This window comes from Flavobacterium arabinosi, assembly GCF_048158725.1.
Taxonomy (GTDB): domain Bacteria; phylum Bacteroidota; class Bacteroidia; order Flavobacteriales; family Flavobacteriaceae; genus Flavobacterium; species Flavobacterium arabinosi.
Genome location: NZ_JBLNKX010000008.1, coordinates 50,179 through 65,333 on the forward strand (window position 1 = coordinate 50,179; position 15,155 = coordinate 65,333).

General features: G+C 33.5%; 13 protein-coding genes. 1 reads left to right on the forward strand and 12 read right to left on the reverse strand.

Annotated elements, in window-relative coordinates; all coding sequences use genetic code 11:
• Window positions 1–48: 48 nt before the first annotated feature.
• From ACM55K_RS15190 to ACM55K_RS15205, 4 genes are all read right to left on the reverse strand, one after another.
• Entirely contained in the window at window positions 49–1,284 is a 1,236-nt protein-coding gene (locus ACM55K_RS15190; RefSeq protein ID WP_416851116.1) for a glycoside hydrolase family 88/105 protein, read from the reverse strand.
• 44 nt (window positions 1,285–1,328) lie between these two features.
• A complete protein-coding gene (locus ACM55K_RS15195; protein WP_416851117.1) occupies window positions 1,329–2,723 on the reverse strand; it encodes a glycoside hydrolase family 88/105 protein in 1,395 nt (464 codons plus the stop codon).
• A gap of 5 nt (window positions 2,724–2,728) precedes the next feature.
• Entirely contained in the window at window positions 2,729–3,694 is a 966-nt protein-coding gene (locus ACM55K_RS15200; protein ID WP_416851118.1) for a DUF4861 family protein, read from the reverse strand.
• 153 nt (window positions 3,695–3,847) lie between these two features.
• Entirely contained in the window at window positions 3,848–5,284 is a 1,437-nt protein-coding gene (locus ACM55K_RS15205) for a glycoside hydrolase family 28 protein (RefSeq protein WP_416851119.1), read from the reverse strand.
• 320 nt (window positions 5,285–5,604) lie between these two features.
• Here ACM55K_RS15205 and ACM55K_RS15210 point away from each other — a divergent pair, with 320 nt between their 5' ends.
• Window positions 5,605–6,633 carry a LacI family DNA-binding transcriptional regulator gene (locus ACM55K_RS15210; protein ID WP_416851120.1) on the forward strand — a complete coding sequence of 343 codons (1,029 nt, stop codon included), beginning with the start codon at window positions 5,605–5,607 and terminating at the stop codon, window positions 6,631–6,633.
• 67 nt (window positions 6,634–6,700) lie between these two features.
• Here ACM55K_RS15210 and ACM55K_RS15215 read toward each other — a convergent pair whose 3' ends face one another.
• The 8 genes from ACM55K_RS15215 to kduI form a co-directional block, all read right to left on the reverse strand.
• A complete protein-coding gene (locus tag ACM55K_RS15215; protein WP_416851121.1) occupies window positions 6,701–8,317 on the reverse strand; it encodes a UxaA family hydrolase in 1,617 nt (538 codons plus the stop codon).
• An 8-nt stretch (window positions 8,318–8,325) separates the two neighbouring features.
• A complete protein-coding gene (locus ACM55K_RS15220) occupies window positions 8,326–9,789 on the reverse strand; it encodes a tagaturonate reductase (RefSeq protein WP_416851122.1) in 1,464 nt (487 codons plus the stop codon).
• Between the two features lie 64 nt (window positions 9,790–9,853).
• Window positions 9,854–10,525, reverse strand: a complete 672-nt coding sequence (locus ACM55K_RS15225; RefSeq protein WP_416851123.1) for a bifunctional 4-hydroxy-2-oxoglutarate aldolase/2-dehydro-3-deoxy-phosphogluconate aldolase — start codon at window positions 10,523–10,525, stop codon at window positions 9,854–9,856.
• Between the two features lie 10 nt (window positions 10,526–10,535).
• Window positions 10,536–11,558 (reverse strand): PfkB family carbohydrate kinase, encoded by a 1,023-nt coding sequence (locus tag ACM55K_RS15230; protein WP_416851124.1) that lies wholly within the window; start codon window positions 11,556–11,558, stop codon window positions 10,536–10,538.
• Between the two features lie 23 nt (window positions 11,559–11,581).
• Window positions 11,582–11,926 (reverse strand): cupin domain-containing protein, encoded by a 345-nt coding sequence (locus tag ACM55K_RS15235; RefSeq protein WP_416851125.1) that lies wholly within the window; start codon window positions 11,924–11,926, stop codon window positions 11,582–11,584.
• A gap of 34 nt (window positions 11,927–11,960) precedes the next feature.
• Window positions 11,961–13,361, reverse strand: a complete 1,401-nt coding sequence (uxaC, locus tag ACM55K_RS15240; RefSeq protein WP_416851126.1) for a glucuronate isomerase — start codon at window positions 13,359–13,361, stop codon at window positions 11,961–11,963.
• Between the two features lie 17 nt (window positions 13,362–13,378).
• Window positions 13,379–14,164, reverse strand: a complete 786-nt coding sequence (locus ACM55K_RS15245; protein WP_416851127.1) for a gluconate 5-dehydrogenase — start codon at window positions 14,162–14,164, stop codon at window positions 13,379–13,381.
• A gap of 6 nt (window positions 14,165–14,170) precedes the next feature.
• A complete protein-coding gene (gene kduI, locus ACM55K_RS15250; RefSeq protein WP_416851128.1) occupies window positions 14,171–15,007 on the reverse strand; it encodes a 5-dehydro-4-deoxy-D-glucuronate isomerase in 837 nt (278 codons plus the stop codon).
• Window positions 15,008–15,155: the final 148 nt, after the last annotated feature.

Consider the following 15,155-nt stretch of genomic DNA (forward strand, 5'->3'; position numbering starts at 1 on the left):
AAATGAAACAGTTTTAGTATGCTTTAAACTTAATTGGGTAAGTCTATTTTATTTATTCAACTCTAATGCAGCCAATATAAATGGACCTGTAGCTTTAGGATCATTATCCTTTTTTCTTTCGTTTACATAATATTCATAAGATCCATCTCTGTAAGGACTTCCGCCAAGACCAGCAACGGCACAAGCTTGTGTTATAGTAATTTCTCCATTGGAATCCACTTTTATCAATTGTCTGGTCAAACCATCAAAAGCTTTAGTGGCAACTGTTTTAAATTTTTTTGGCAAATATCCTTTGTTTACCCCTTTTGCCAAAGCATAAGCAAACATGGAAGTTCCTGATGATTCCAAATAGTTTCCTGCTTTGTCTCCCTTATCAGTCACTTGATACCATAAACCTGATTTATCTTGAAATTTTACCAAAGCATTCGCAACATTATTCAAATAACCAACTAATTCTTTTTGTTTTGGATGATCCTTTGGGAAGTAATCCAAAGCATCTACTAAAGCCATTGCGTACCAACCGATTGATCTTGACCAAAAATTAGGTGAATTTCCTGTTTCTTTGTTTGCCCAAGGCATTTGCTTACTCTCGTCCCAAGCATGGTACAACAATCCTGTTTTTTTATCAGTAGCGTGCAATTGAATAAGTTCAAATTGTTTTGCAATATCATCCAGTTTTGCTCCTTTTTCAAAAGTAACAGTATATTCTGCATAGAATGGTTCACCCATATACAAACCATCTAACCACATTTGGTTTGGATATATTTTTTTATGCCAAAATCCTCCACTGGCAGTTCTAGGTTGCTCTGCTAGTTGCTTTCTTAAAGTCTGCATTGCAACTAAGTAACGGTTGTCTTTAGTGGTAGTGTACAAATTAAATAACAATCGTCCTGCAACAATCATATCAATATTGTAAGCTTCCATTTTATAAGTATTAATCGTTCCGTTTTTATCGACCAAGACATCTACGTAGCTTTTGATATAGTCGTAATATTTACTATTACCCTTTTCTTTATACAGTTGTTCAAATGAGGTGAGTACTAAACCATGTACATAATCCCAATGCGGTGCTTTAGCATCATCAATCATGTAAGATTGCTGATGGCGTTTCATAATAGTAAGAGCCATACGCTCTGACCATTTTAAATTAGCTGAAATAAGCATTTCTTTCTTAGTATCAACTGATTTAGTATCTGTTTGAGAAATGGTTTTACAGCTCACAAATAACACTGTAAGAATTATGCTCAACGCAGTAAAACAATTAGTTTTAAGACTATTTTTCATTTAAAATATGTTTTTATTATTAGTATTATTTTCAAAAATAACTTTTATTTATCCAGTTCAATTGCAGCTAAAAGAAAAGAGCCTAGACCATGAGAATTGTCCACTTTGATCTTCTCGCTGATGTAATATTCATAAGAACCGTCTCTATAAGGTTTTCCTCCAAGTCCTGCACTTGCACACACTTGAGTAATATGTATTTCCCCATCAGCATCAACTTTTATAAGTTTTTTTGTCAAACCATTAAAAGCTTTATTGGCTACGCCTTTAAATTTTGAAGGTAAATATCCTTTGTTTACCCCTTTTGCAAAAGCATAAGTAAGCATAGATGAACCTGACGCTTCTAAATAATTCCCTTTTTTAGTTGCCAAATTTGGAACCTGATACCACAATCCTGACTTATCCTGAAACTTGCTTGCTGCTACAGCAAATTCATTTAAATACCTTACTAATTCTTTTTGCTTCGGATGCTCTTTTGGAAAATAATCCAACACATCAACTAATGCCATTGCATACCAACCGAGCGCTCTTAACCAAATATGAGGTGCCGTTCCTGTTTCCTTATTTGCCCAAGGCATTTGCTTACTTTCATCCCAAGCATGAAAAAATAAGCCTGTTTTTTTATCAAATGCATGGTCGTGCAGCAATTCAAACTGATGCGCAACATCATTCAATTTCTCCCCATTTTCAAACGCAACAGTATATCTTGCATAAAATGGCTCTCCCATATACAAGCCGTCTAACCACATTTGGTTTGGATAGATTTTTTTATGCCAAAAACCACCGGATGCTGTTCTAGGATGATCATCAAATTGTCTTCTCAATGTTTTTAATGCCGTTAAATACCTTTGGTCTTTTGTTTTATCATACAGATTAAAAAGTATTTTACCTGCATTAATAAAATCAATATTATGATCTTTGGGATTAAAATCTTGAAAAGATCCGTTACTATCAATCAATTCATCGGCATATTCTTTGATATAATCGAAATATTTTTGATTTTTAGTTGTAGTGTATAATTTCTCATAACCCGTCAAAATCATGCCAATTTTATAATCCCATTTTGGCTTTTCATGATTATCAATCTGCCAAGCTTTTGGATGGCGTTTCATGATTGACAATGCCATTCGCTCTGACCATTTTAGTGTAACCGGAATAGCCATTTCTTTTTTTGGCGCAAGAGTTTTAATTTGCTCTTGTGTACTAGTTTTACAACTTACAAAGACCAATCCTACTAGTAAGATACACGATAAAAATCTGTTTCTAAAAAACAATGATGAATCATCCCGAAACTGGAAGGAAGTTTCAGGTCTCAGTTTGCTGTTTCCAATTAAAATTGGTCGTTGTAAACTAGGATAATTAATTAAAAACAGATTTTTATCGGATATCCAATTTAGCAATTGTCTCACATAAAAACCTATTTTATTAGTATCGCTTTCCATTTAAATTAAATTTTATTCTTATCATTCAATTCTTTTAGTTTTTGATCTAAATAAGACAAAAAGGCTTCTTTGGTTTTGATTCCATTTGGTTCTTGCTCCCAAGCCCCTAAGAAATAAAACGAAGTCGGTTTTGTTGTAGGTTTAAAAACTAAAAGATAATCAAATTCAGCATCAACTAAATTTTCAATTGTATTGGTTTGATAAAAAATAGCCATTCCTAAATTATCAGGCACTAAAGATTGGGTACCATAAGTAGCCAAATAAGCCCATTTTTTATTTTTACTTACTTTTTTAAGTAATTCGGTATTTTTTTGTTTTACGATTCCCGTACAAATTCCAGCTATTTCTTTTGATGCATGAATGGTATGTTTGGTATAACGCTGGTCAGGATTAATGGTTAATTCAGATGTGAAATCAATTTTATCCGAAGCTGTTTTCCAACCATAATACTGCACCTTTACATTGGAACTATTTGGTTTATTTTCTACTTTTGCAATTGTGGAATCTACTGCATAAAAGTGTAATCTTTCCTTGTTAAGATACCGATCGATAGAACCAACTCCGATTCCTTTTCCTGCTTTTAGAATATCAGCACCCCAATCGCTCATTTCATGATAGGAATCAAAATTATCCTGTCCCACTTTTGGCAAAACTATTGCTTCGGTTTTTTTTCCAAAAATATCAATTGCATTTCTCCAATCGAGATACAAGCGATACCCTATTTTATTACTTTCCCAACCAGCTCCTTCATATCGAATATCGAAAGAATGATCCGTATGTTCTGGAGCAACCTTTAACCTCTGAACATTTTTAAAAGTACCCCCAATGTATTTACGTCCTTCCCATTTACCGCCCTCTTTTACAGAGATTTCGGCATAGGTCTTAGCTTTTGCTGATAATTGTTTTTCTTGTGCTTTACAAGAAAACAGAGATACCAATAATGATGCGGCAATACTTTTTATTATTTTCATTTTTATGTTGTATTAGAATTATTCGTTTATTGTAATAAAAAATTAAATTTCTTCATTATTTAAAAAAGGAGCTTGACAAACCAATCAAGCCCCTAATAAAAAACAAAAAAATCAAACCAAAAATCATTTTATTATGTTAGTTGTGGATCTATTTTATTTTGGGCTCTCTACAAGCGTCCCATTAACATAAGTATCGATTAATTGGAGCCCTTCTACATTTTCAATAGAATAAGCCTTACCAACCTTCTCAATCTTTACGTTTTTAAATACCACATTTTTAATAGGAGCTTCTTTAAAGCCTTTCGCCAAAATACCATACTTCCCACCGTCTTTTACCTTTATGTTTTCAAGAAAGACATTTTGTACTCGAGGAATAAAATTTCCCGACTGACTTCCATATACATTATAAAACATATCTATTATCAACACTGACTCTTTCACTTGGCCAATGTCTAAATTTCTCACGTACACGTTTTCAATCAAACCCCCTCTTTTAGAATTTGATTTTAGTCTAATAGCTCTATCTAAATTAGGGCTATCCATAACACAATTTTCTACAAAGACATTTTTTACACCCGCAGATATTTCACTACCCATAACAACGCCTCCATGACCATCAATCATTTTGCAATTTTGAACAATTATATTTTCACTTGGTATCGCAACTCGCCTTCCATCTGCATCTCTTCCAGACTTAATAGCAATACAATCATCCCCTGTATTGAACGTACAATTTTTTATAATGACGTTTTTTGAATATTCCGGATCACATCCATCATTATTAGGTCCATGACTTTGAACCGTAACCCCATCCACTGTAACGTTTGTAGACTTCATAGGATGGATTACCCAAAATGGCGCATTAATAATTTTCACGTCCTTTAAAAGCATATTGGTACATTCAAAAAACTCTATAAAATTTGGTCTCAGATAATGTCCTTCTCCAAAAACCCGCTCCGAAACAGGAACTCCTTCTTCAGCCATAGCTACCAATCTTACTCTGTTAGCAGGGTCTCCTTGACTTGGCATTCCTTCTTTCCAGCCATATCTTTTACTTCCGCACCACCACAACCATTTTTCGTTGTTTGCCTGACCATTCAGTATTCCTTTCCCGGTTACAGCCACATTATTTTTCTTGTAGGCATATATCAAAGGCGAATAATTCATCAATTCTGTTCCTTCCCATGAAGTATGAACAATCGGATAATCAGCGGTATTAGTACTAAATAAAATTTCAGCACCTTCTTCTAAATGAAGATTTACATTATTTTCTAAATGTATAGGACCCGTTAAATACTTACCAGAAGGAACCAAAACTTTCCCTCCTCCATTTTCAGTACAAATTTGAATTGCTTTTTTAAATGCTTGCGTATTATCAAAAACACCGCCCGCTTGCGCTCCAAAATCAGTGATTACATATGCTTTATTACGAAAAGAAGGCTCCTTTACACCATCAATTATATGCTGCATGGTTTTCCATGGATTATCACCTACAATGGATTGTTGTTGCTTTACCCCACAGGAAAGAAAAAACATTGAAAACAAAACAAGAACGAAGTTGTTTCTTGTAAAAAAAAGATTTCTTACCATTTGATTTTATTAAATTTTTAAATTAACCGTATTCTTTTATTGAAAAAAATCATGTCGTGCAATCGATTACACAAACGTAAATATTAATTTCCAATTAACCAAAATAAAATCGATTAAAATATTATTCTTATAAAAAAAAACACTTATTAATACACTTATTATAAAAATCCTGCTTTAAAACCACATTATTACTATTAGTTCTTTATTAAAATAGCTACAAATACGAGTAATTGTTAAAACTTTATGCAATCGATAACATTAAACAAAAACAGACATAAAAAAACATTAATTTTGCTAATCTTAACAAACATTAATTCATTGTGAATAAAAAAACAACAATTTACGACATTGCAAAAAAACTAGATACAACTGCCGCTACGGTATCTCGGGCTTTAAATAATAATCCTAAAATAAGTGCCAGCACTCGTAAACTAGTTTTAGAAACAGCGGCTCAAATGAATTATAAACAAAATAAGCTTGCCTTAGCCCTACAAAGCGGCAAAAGCGGGAATATAGGGGTCATTGTACCACGTATCGACAGTAATTTTTTTGCTTCTGTTATTAGAGGAATTGAAGATGAATTACAACCTGAAGGATATCATGTTATTATATGCCAGACACACGAAAATGAGAAAAGGGAAATCGAAAATATAAATACGCTATTAAATGCACAAGTGGATGGTATTTTAATGTCTGCTTCGAATGTTTCTAAAGAAAACAATTCCATTATCAAAAGAGTTATTGAAAAAAATGTACCATTGATCTTTTTTGACAGAAAGAAAAATATTGATGGCGTCAGTTCTGTTACAATAAACGATTTTGAAGGAGGATATTTAGCCACCAAACACCTTATAGGAGAGGGCTGTACTAAAATTGCCCATTTAACAGGTGATCAATCTTTAGAGATCTATGAAAATAGGAATAACGGATATAAAAAAGCGCTACAAGATAGTGGTATCGAATACAACGAAGATTATATAATTCAAACGAAAAGTAGTGTAGAAGCAGGAAGACAGGCTGTAGAAAAATTATTAAAGTTAAAAAATCCGCCAAATGCCATATTCTCCTCCAGTGATTTTGCAGCTTTGGGAGCCATCCAAGAACTAAAAGAACAAGGTATAAGAATCCCAGAGGACTTTTGTGTGTTTGGTTTCGGTAACGAACCTTTTACAAAATTCATGGAACTTTCTATATCCTCAGTCGATCAATCGCCTATGGAAATGGGTAAGATGGCAGCACAAGTATTCTTGGAACAAGTAAACAGTACCGAAAAGTTTAAAATAGAGAAAAAGGTAGTGTTAAACCCTGAATTACATATTAGAAAATCATCATTGAGACACGCTCTTTAATAACATAAAAAAAGTGTGAAGCTATAAACTTCACACTTTTTTTTATCTTAAAAAATTGATTCCTCTTTTACAAAGAAACACCTCTTTTCCAAGGAATAAAATCATTCTGATTTAAAATAGCTGCTTTGGTTTTAATAGTACCGCTGGCAACATTTATAATGAATTCCAGCATTTCATCTGCCATTTCATTAATTGATTTTTCACCTGTGATAATTCCACCAGTGTCAATATCGATAATATCAGACATTTTTTGTGCTAATTGAGTGTTAGAAGATATTTTTACAACTGGCGCAATTGGATTTCCTGTCGGAGTTCCTAAACCTGTTGTAAACAATACCATATTCGCTCCGGAACCTACCATTGCCGTTGTACATTCTACGTCATTTCCAGGGGTACATAATAATGTAAAACCTGGTTCATTGATATATTCTCCATAATCGTAAACACCTACAATTGGTGAAGTTCCTCCTTTTTTAGCAGCACCTGCCGATTTCATGGCATCCGTAATCAAACCGTCTTTAATGTTACCTGGCGATGGATTCATATCAAATCCAGAACCTGCATCAACTACGGTTTTTTCATACCATTGCATTAATTCTAAGAAACGTTTTCCGTCTTTGTCATCCACACAACGGTTTACCAATTCTTGTTCTACACCACATAATTCCGGAAATTCAGAAAGAATTGTTGTTCCTCCTAAAGCAACCAAGTTATCAGATAAAACACCTAATGTTGGATTAGCAGAAATTCCAGAGAATCCATCAGAACCACCACACTCTAAACCAATTCTTAATTTTGATAATGGAGTAGGAGTTCTTTTAATTTTATTCGCTTCTTTGATAGCCGCGAAAGAGTCTTTGACAACCGTATTCAACATATCTTCAATAGTTCCAATCTGTTGTTGGTCGTAAATCAAAACCGGTTTATCACTGTTTGGATTAATGGCTTTCATCGCATCTTGGAAAATAGATATTTGCAAGTTTTGACACCCTAAACTCAAAACAGTAGCACCAGCCACGTTTGGATTGTTTACGTATCCAGCCAAAAGTTTTGCCAAAGAGTGTGAATCCTGACGAATTCCACCACAACCACCTTGATGTTGGATGAATTTTACTTCAATATTTTCAAACAAATCTACTTCGTTTGATTTTGTAACAACATCTTCAGCCCCTTTTTCAGTATTTACTAAAGAACGTAGCAACAATTGGTAATCGTTTTCTTTAGGTTTGGTTAGTTCTTTTTCGAAAATTCCTTTTAAGATTTCGATGTTTCTGTTTTCACAAAAAACCAATGGGAAGAATAACCAAACGTTCTCCGTTCCTACTTGTCCGTCTGTTCTTTGGTATCCTTGAAAAGTTCTGTCTTTCCATTTATCAACATTAGGAACAGTCCAACCGATAGTTTCCGTTTTAGCTGTTACTTTTGCGCTTTCATGTTTTACATTTGTAGTAGAAAGAAGCCCACCTTTTGCAATTGGTGCACTTGCTTTACCTACTAAAACACCATACATAATAATTTTTTCTCCTATTTCAAAAGGATACATTGCAATTTTATGCTTCATTTTCACATCGGTCTCGATAGTGATATCTTCTCCTTCAAAGTTGATAACTTCGCCAGCCACTAGATTTACTAATGCAACAGCAACATTATCTGAAGGGTTTACTTTAATTAATTTTTTTTGCATGATCATAATTATATACTAATTGACTTATTTTCATATTGTTTGTTAAAGTTAACAAACCCTTTTTCAACTCCATTTTCTTCAATTTCAGTCAAAGCTACTACTAAAGCTTCTGATAAACCTTTAATCTTTGTTAAATCTTCACCCCAGAATTCGGTATTAGCTAAAATTTTAGGTACAACCAAATCTAAAGTTCCTAATTGCCAAGCATTTTTAAATGCTTCAACTATCTCTGGAGAATCTTTTACAGGTAATACTTCGTTATTCCAAGTTCCTTTGTAGAATTGGATTAAACAAGCTAATGAAAAAGTTAAATTAGTAGGAAGTTTTTTATTCGCATTATAATGTTGCAATAAACTAGGTAAAACTCTTACTTTGAATTTTGAGATAGAATTTAAAGCAATATCAGCAAGTGCATGTTTGATAAATGGATTTTTAAATCGATCCATTACCTCTTCAGAATAGGCAAGGATTTCATTTTTGTCCATATCGAGGGTACCACTAATTTCACTAATAATGCTGTTTACGAATTTTCCAGTAAAATCTCCGTTAACTGTTTCCATTACTAATTTATTACCGTGCAAAAGTGAAACAGGAACCATTGCTGTATGCGCACCGTTTAAAATACGAACTTTTATCATTTTAAAAGGTCGTATATCGTCAACGATCTTCACATTCAAATTCGTTTTATGAAAAGGCAATTTTTGTTTTAAAGCATCTCCGCCTTCAATAGCCCAAAGGAAGAATGGTTCAGCAGCAACAATTAAATTGTCTTGATAATTTAATTTGCTATTGTATTCTTCAATTTCAGCTCTTGGATATCCAGGAACAATTCTGTCCACCAAAGTACTGTGGTAGGTACAAGCGTCTGAAGCCCAAGTTTTAAACGCATCTCCTAATTGCCATAAATCGCAATATTGCAAAATATACTTTTTTAAAGTCTCCGAGTTATAATCAATCAATTCACAAGGGATGATAGTCAATCCTTTAGAAGCATCTCCATTGAAATGTTTGAATCTTTCATATAATAAAACAGTCAACTTTGCAGGAAATGAAACCGGTGGTTGCATCTCTGGAGTGTCACTTTCGATAAATTCAATTCCAGCTTCAGTAGTATTTGAAACAATAAATTGAAGTTCCTCTTCTTTGGACAACGCCAGATAATCAGCAAAATCAGTATATGGATTTATAGCTTTTACAATATTGGTAATTAACTCAATATCCTGTATTTTCTCTCCTTTTTTGATTCCATTCATAAACAAAGTATAAAGACCATCTTGGTCATTAATCATGTTTATCATACCCTCTTTCAATGGCTGAACTATTGCAATTCCCGCATTGAAATCAACTTCTTTATTTAGTCTTTGAAAAGCGTAATCAACGAAAGCTCTTAAGAAATTACCTTCCCCAAATTGTACTACCTTTATTGGCAACTTCGTTTCTAATCCTAAATTTTTTCTATTTAATTTTTCCATTTTATATTTAAATAATTCGGTTTATATTTATGTTTTCGAACAAGCTTTAAAGCGAATTGTTCTTTTATTTTTTTCTAACTTTATCAATTATAGCTAAGGTTTCTTGTACTTTCAGCTTCAATCCATCATAATCTTTATTAGCCAAGATTTCATTAGAAATAAGTTGAGATCCAATCCCTACACATGTTACACCTGCGTCAAACCAACCTTTTAAGTTGTCTTCAGAGGTTGAAACACCACCAGTAGGCATGATGCTCGTCCATGGGCATGGTCCTTTTATTGCTTTTATAAAATTTGGCCCGTAGATATCTCCAGGAAATAATTTTACAATCTCACAACCCAATTCTTCTGCTCGTGCAATTTCAGTAAGAGTACCACAGCCCGGAGACCACAATACTTTTCGACGGTTACAAGCAATCGCAATATCTTCCCTTAAAACTGGAGTTACTATAAAATTAGCTCCTAATTGCATATAAAGTGAAGCTGCTGCGGCATCCGTTATAGAACCAACTCCCAAGATCATTCCCGGTAATTCAGCTAATGCATATTTATTAAGCGCTCCAAAAATTTCAAAAGCGAAATCACCTCTACTGGTAAATTCCATCAGACGTGCTCCACCATCATAACAGGCTTTTACAATTTTTTTTCCTAGTTCAACATCGGTATGAAAAAACAATGGAACCATCCCTGTTTTTGCCATTACACTTGCTACTTCTATTCTTGAATATTTTGCCATAATTTTTTATTTATCTTGAAACTAATCCGGCGGAATCACCATCTAGCATATTTTCAACTTCTTTTAAGGTAACTAAATTGTAATCTCCTGCTATTGTATGTTTTAAACAACAAGCTGCAACTGCAAAATCTAACGCTCTTTGATCGTTATTTGGATATTCCAACAAACCATAAATTAATCCACCCATAAAAGCATCACCACTACCTACGCGGTCTACCACGGGAGTCACTTCTTTTACGGCTGCATTATAAATGGTTTTACCGTCAAATAAAACACCTCCAATTCTTTGATGAGAAGCACTTACAGAATAACGCAATGTAGTTGCCACTGTTTTTAAGTTTGGACATAATTCAAACAACTTGGTATACAAAGCCGGAAGTGTTTTTTCATCTTGATAATTCGGATTCACTTTAGCTATTCCTAACATAAAATAAGCCGTATCAATATCTCCTAAAATCACATTACTGTATTTCAATAGTTCAGGCATCACCTCACTTGGGGTTTTACCATATTGCCATAATTTAGACCTGTAATTTAAATCACATGAAATAGGAATCCCTAATTTATGAGCTATTTTAACCGCTTCTAAACAGGCTTCAGCAGCGCTCTCAGATATGGCTGGCGTAATACCACTCCAATGAAACCAAGTAGCACCTTCTAATACTTTTTCCCAATCAATAGCACCTTTTTCAATGGTTGCCATAGAACTATGAGCACGGTCATAAACTACATTACTTCCTCTGGTCCCAGCACCTGTTTCAAGAAAATAGATTCCTAAACGTTCTCCTCCATAAATTACATTTTTGGATTCTACATTCATTTTTCGCATTTCTTTTAACGCGCAAGTTCCTATTTCATTATTGGGAAGCCTTGTTACAAACTCTGCATTTACACCATAATTAGCTAAAGAAACAGCCACATTAAATTCACCTCCACCATAGGAAGCTGTAAATGCTTTTGCTTGCTCAAAACGCAAATGCCTTTCTGTTGAAAGACGTAACATTATTTCGCCAAAAGAGACTACTTTATTCATTATATATAAAATTAAATGTTTGTCTATTTCATAAAATCTTCTCTTATAGGACTAAAAACGTCTATAAGCATCCCTTCTTCCAAGCAAACAACACCGTGTATTTTATCAGAAGGAATATAAAAGGAATCTCCTTTTTTTAATATTCTTGTTTCATCTTCAATAGTTACTTCAAATTTACCTTCGGCAATATGAGTAACTTGAGTGTGATGATGATTATGCAAAGGTCCTATTGCTCCTTTGTCAAATTTAACATTGACCATCATAACCCTATCATCAAATCCTACTATTTGACGTTGCACGCCTTCACCTACAACTTCCCATTGGGTTTCTTCTTCTTTAAAAAAAAGATTGCTTGCCAAATAGTTCATAATTAATATAAGATTATAGTTCTTCTCTTAAGTATTAAAATTTGAAATACTCTTTCGCATTATTATAACTAATATCTGAAACCATCTTACCAATCCACTCCATATCATTAGGAAGTTCGCCTCTTTTAATTTCATCTCCTAAAAGATTACAAAGAATACGTCTGAAATATTCATGTCTTGGAAAAGACAAGAAGCTTCTTGAATCCGTTAGCATTCCAATAAAACAACTAATCAATCCCATGTTAGAAAGTGCGTTCAATTGTTTAGTCATTCCGTCTTTTTGGTCTAAAAACCACCATCCGGAACCAAATTGTACTTTCCCTTTAACGCTTCCATCATTAAAGTTTCCAATCATGGTAGCCATAACTTCATTATCAGCAGGGTTCAGATTGTAAATAATTGTTTTTGTCAATTTATCTTTACTGTCTAAAGCATTTAAAAAACCGGATAATTTTTGAGCCTGTGGATAATCTCCAATAGAATCCCATCCGGTATCAGGACCTAAAATTCTATGCATACGTGCATTATTATTTCTTAACGCTCCTAAATGGAACTGCTGAACCCATCCATATTGATGGTACGTTTCACTTAAAAATAATAAAATAGCACTTTGGAACTTTAAAGCTTCCTCATTACTAATTGCTTGATTTTCTCTTTTCTTTTTGAATATTGAATTTACTTCACTTTCTGTAAAGTTTTCAAAATAGATTTGGTCTAAACCATGGTCACAAAGTTTGCATCCATTTTTATCAAAATATTCAATTCTGTTTATTAACGCCGTACACAAATCAGCATAAGAACTAATAGAAACGCCCGCTACTTCACCTAAAGTATCTAAGTAAGCATTATACCCGTCATTTGAAATTAAAATAGCTTTATCTGGTCTAAAAGCAGTACTAACTTTAGTTTCAAAAGAGCTTTTTGCTAATTGTTGGTGGTATTCTAAAGTATCAATTGGATCTTCAGTAGTACATACAAATTCTGCATTTACTTTTCGAAGCAAATTCTGAGTACTATATTCTGCCGAATTTATTTTGGCGGAAGCTTCAAGATATATTTTCTCTGCAGATTTTTCGTTTAATAAATCATAAATATCAAAATAACGTGCCAGTTCTAAATGCGTCCAATGGTATAATGGATTACGCATTGTGTATGGAACCGTTTTTGCCCAATTCATGAATTTATCTTTATCCGATCCGTTTCCTGTAATAAATTGTTCATTTATTCCAAGAGTACGCATAGCACGCCACTTGTAATGATCTCCATTTATCCACACATTTGTAATATTATCGAAAATAGTATCTTCGGCAATATGTTGTGGTGATAAGTGATTGTGATAATCAATAATAGGCTGATTTTTAGAATAATTATGATATAATTCTTCAGCGTATTTATTCTCTAATAAAAAATTATCGTTTATAAACTTTGTGCTCATTATAAATTTCTTAAATATTAATTTTCATTTGAAGGTTTTCCGATGGTAGCTAAAATCCCACCATCAACGTATACAATTTGCCCATTAACAAAATCACTCGCTTTTGATGCTAAAAAGACGGCTGTACCTGCTAAATCTTCAGGATTACCCCAACGCGCAGCTGGTGTTCTATTAATTATAAAATCATTAAACGGATGCCCATCAACTCGAATAGGTTCCGTTTGTGTTGTTGCAAAATAACCTGGTCCTATCCCATTTACTTGCACATTATATTTTGCCCATTCTGTGGCTAAATTTCGGGTAAGCATTTTTAAACCTCCTTTTGCCGCAGCATAAGCAGAAACACTATTTCGTCCCAATTCACTCATCATAGAGCAAATATTAATTATTTTACCTTCTTTTCGCTCAATCATTTGCTTAGCAACTAATTGTGACATAATAAAAGGCCCAACTAAATCTACATCTATCACTTTTCTAAAATCATTAACAGGCATTGTTATCGCCAATTCTCTCTTAATAATTCCAGCGTTATTGACCAGTATATGAATCTCTCCTAACTCTTTGGTAATTAATTCAATATTTTCTGCAGCCGCTTTTTCATCCGTCACATCAAATAAATATCCAGACACAGTGTATCCTTTGCTTTTATAATACTCCAGCGCTTCTTCCATTTTACTTGGAGTCGTCCCTGTAATTACAAGCTCTGCTCCAGCAATTGCCAATCCTTCAGCCATTGCCAAACCTAAACCATGAGTTCCTCCGGTTATGAGCGCTCTTTTCCCTTTTAAGTTAAATAAATTCATAGTCAATTATCTTAATTCATTAGGTGGACAAATATCCATATCACTATAATCTAAATTTTCTCCAGCCATTCCCCATATAAAAGAATAATTTGAAGTTCCCGCACCAGAATGGATGGACCACTCAGGAGACAAAACCGCTTGGTGGTTTTGCATGAAAATATGTCTTGTGTTTTGAGGCTCACCCATAAAATGGCAAATAGTCTGTGGCGCCTCTATGTCAAAATAGAAATAAGCTTCCATACGTCTGTTGTGAGTGTGAGCAGGCATTGTATTCCAAACATTACCCGGTAACAATTCCGTAATCCCCATTTGCAACTGACAGGTTTCAACTATACTATTTACTATTAGTTTGTTTAAAACTCTTCTATTGGCAGTTTTTTCTTCTCCCAATTGAATGATTTCAGCATCTTCTCTTCCAATTTTTTTATTTGGAAATTTTTTATGAGCCGGTGCCGAATTAATATAAAATAAAGGTTGCTCCCCATTTGCTCCAGAAAAAATAACTTCCTTACAACCTTGGCCTACATATAAAGCTTCTTTTTTTTGTAAATCATATTGCACACCGTCAACAGTCACCGTTCCGCTTCCTCCTACATTTATAATTCCCAATTCTCTTCGGTCTAAAAAGTTTTCAGATTTCAAATAAGGAATCGTTTCTAATTTTAAACTTCCACCAACGGGCATTATACCACCAACAATATACCTATCATACATAGAATAAGTCAGTTGTATTTCATTTTCAACGAATAGCTTTTCAATTAAAAATTGCTCTCTCAACTCGTTTGTTCCATATTTATTTACGTCATTAGGATTTGAGGCGTATCTAAAAGAAAAATTTGTCATAATAAATAGTTTATGTAATCGATTGCACAAATATACTTTTTAATTGTATTAATTTATATATTTTTTATAAAAAAAATTGTTACAACTGTAAAAAAAACAACATAATTAGTGTCATTTGATAAAATTTAAAGGAAATTATTTACAATTA

Excerpts from the sequence above, each read along its gene's own strand:
- ACM55K_RS15190 (WP_416851116.1), bottom strand. The coding sequence starts at position 1,284 with ATGAAAAATAGTCTTAAAACTAATTGTTTTACTGCGTTGAGCATAATT.
- ACM55K_RS15195 (WP_416851117.1), bottom strand. The coding sequence starts at position 2,723 with ATGGAAAGCGATACTAATAAAATAGGTTTTTATGTGAGACAATTGCTA.
- ACM55K_RS15200 (WP_416851118.1), bottom strand. The coding sequence starts at position 3,694 with ATGAAAATAATAAAAAGTATTGCCGCATCATTATTGGTATCTCTGTTT.
- ACM55K_RS15205 (WP_416851119.1), bottom strand. The coding sequence starts at position 5,284 with ATGGTAAGAAATCTTTTTTTTACAAGAAACAACTTCGTTCTTGTTTTG.
- ACM55K_RS15215 (WP_416851121.1), bottom strand. The coding sequence starts at position 8,317 with ATGCAAAAAAAATTAATTAAAGTAAACCCTTCAGATAATGTTGCTGTT.
- ACM55K_RS15220 (WP_416851122.1), bottom strand. The coding sequence starts at position 9,789 with ATGGAAAAATTAAATAGAAAAAATTTAGGATTAGAAACGAAGTTGCCA.
- ACM55K_RS15225 (WP_416851123.1), bottom strand. The coding sequence starts at position 10,525 with ATGGCAAAATATTCAAGAATAGAAGTAGCAAGTGTAATGGCAAAAACA.
- ACM55K_RS15230 (WP_416851124.1), bottom strand. The coding sequence starts at position 11,558 with ATGAATAAAGTAGTCTCTTTTGGCGAAATAATGTTACGTCTTTCAACA.
- ACM55K_RS15235 (WP_416851125.1), bottom strand. The coding sequence starts at position 11,926 with ATGAACTATTTGGCAAGCAATCTTTTTTTTAAAGAAGAAGAAACCCAA.
- uxaC (WP_416851126.1), bottom strand. The coding sequence starts at position 13,361 with ATGAGCACAAAGTTTATAAACGATAATTTTTTATTAGAGAATAAATAC.
- ACM55K_RS15245 (WP_416851127.1), bottom strand. The coding sequence starts at position 14,164 with ATGAATTTATTTAACTTAAAAGGGAAAAGAGCGCTCATAACCGGAGGA.
- kduI (WP_416851128.1), bottom strand. The coding sequence starts at position 15,007 with ATGACAAATTTTTCTTTTAGATACGCCTCAAATCCTAATGACGTAAAT.